Below are 1,738 nucleotides of genomic sequence, written 5' to 3' on the forward strand. Positions count from 1 at the left end.
GTAACTATAACGGTCCTAAGGTAGCGAAATTCCTTGTCGGGTAAGTTCCGACCTGCACGAATGGCGTAACGACTTCCCCGCTGTCTCCAACATAGACTCAGTGAAATTGAATTCCCCGTGAAGATGCGGGGTTCCTGCGGTTAGACGGAAAGACCCCGTGCACCTTTACTATAGCTTTACACTGGCATTCGTGTCGGCATGTGTAGGATAGGTGGTAGGCTTTGAAGCGGGGACGCCAGTCTTCGTGGAGCCATCCTTGAAATACCACCCTTATCGTCATGGATGTCTAACCGCGGCCCGTCATCCGGGTCCGGGACAGTGTATGGTGGGTAGTTTGACTGGGGCGGTCGCCTCCGAAAGAGTAACGGAGGCGCGCGATGGTGGGCTCAGAGCGGTCGGAAATCGCTCGTCGAGTGCAATGGCATAAGCCCGCCTGACTGCGAGACTGACAAGTCGAGCAGAGACGAAAGTCGGTCATAGTGATCCGGTGGTCCCGCGTGGAAGGGCCATCGCTCAACGGATAAAAGGTACGCCGGGGATAACAGGCTGATGACCCCCAAGAGTCCATATCGACGGGGTTGTTTGGCACCTCGATGTCGGCTCATCGCATCCTGGGGCTGGAGCAGGTCCCAAGGGTTTGGCTGTTCGCCAATTAAAGCGGTACGTGAGCTGGGTTCAGAACGTCGTGAGACAGTTCGGTCCCTATCTGCCGTGGGTGTAGGAATATTGACAGGATCTGTCCCTAGTACGAGAGGACCGGGATGGACATATCTCTGGTGGACCTGTTGTCGCGCCAGCGGCATAGCAGGGTAGCTATATATGGAAGGGATAACCGCTGAAGGCATCTAAGCGGGAAACCCACCTGAAAACGAGTATTCCCTATCAGAGCCGTGGAAGACGACCACGTTGATAGGACGGATGTGGAAGCGCAGCAATGTGTGAAGCTTACCGTTACTAATAGCTCGATTGGCTTGATCGTTCTTATTGCTTGTGCTCATCGAAGATGAGCAAAGCCATCTCTTCTGTCCTGACGCGAAAGCGCTCCGGACGGGCCGGCCAAACATGGCCGACGCGCTAGCGCGCTGTATGGCTGCCATGCTCACACCTTGAGCGGGGGGACCCATGCAGAACGATAGTTCGTCGCCAACAGTTTGGCGCGCCGTCTGCAGCGCAGCGATCGAAGATCGCGACAGCGTGAAGACAGAAGAAACCGACGTGTTCAAATAAAGAAAACAGGCGAATGCCTGTGCCAGCTTCTCAAATCACATTGCCCTTAATTGACCTGGTGGTCATGGCGGGGCGGCCGCACCCGTTCCCATTCCGAACACGGCCGTGAAACGCCCCAGCGCCAATGGTACTTCGTCTCAAGACGCGGGAGAGTAGGTCGCTGCCAGGTCTATTAAAGGCAATGTCATCACACGATGAAACACAATCTTCTCGAAACAAAACCTGCGGCCCCTGGCCAAAACCAAAGGGCCGCCCCAAAAGCGGCCTTTCGTCGTTCAAGGGGATAAGCAGATCAAAAAAGAATGCAAGGTGGAACACAGCCTCAGGCCGGTGCCCTCCTTACAGGAGACAAAACCTTCGGTTTTGCTCCACAAGTGGCATCACAGCCCAGCTGTGACGCAGTCGCGACATTCGGCAAAGCCGAATGCGCTTGGCGCGGGGTGGAGCAGCCCGGTAGCTCGTCAGGCTCATAACCTGAAGGCCGCAGGTTCAAATCCTGCCCCCGCAACCA

The 1,738-nt window shown here is 55.9% G+C and carries 1 tRNA gene and 2 rRNA genes (1 of these 3 only partly in view); all 3 read left to right on the top strand.

The window, feature by feature from the left end:
• Positions 1 to 979 (top strand): 23S ribosomal RNA (locus tag J5J10_RS01280) (it extends 1,918 nt beyond the left edge of the window).
• A 302-nt stretch (positions 980 to 1,281) separates the two neighbouring features.
• A 5S ribosomal RNA gene (rrf, locus tag J5J10_RS01285) occupies positions 1,282 to 1,396 on the top strand.
• Positions 1,397 to 1,661: 265 nt separating this feature from the next.
• Positions 1,662 to 1,738: transfer RNA gene (locus J5J10_RS01290), tRNA-Met, on the top strand.

Source organism: Ciceribacter sp. L1K23 (genome assembly GCF_018122705.1).
Lineage (GTDB): Bacteria > Pseudomonadota > Alphaproteobacteria > Rhizobiales > Rhizobiaceae > Allorhizobium.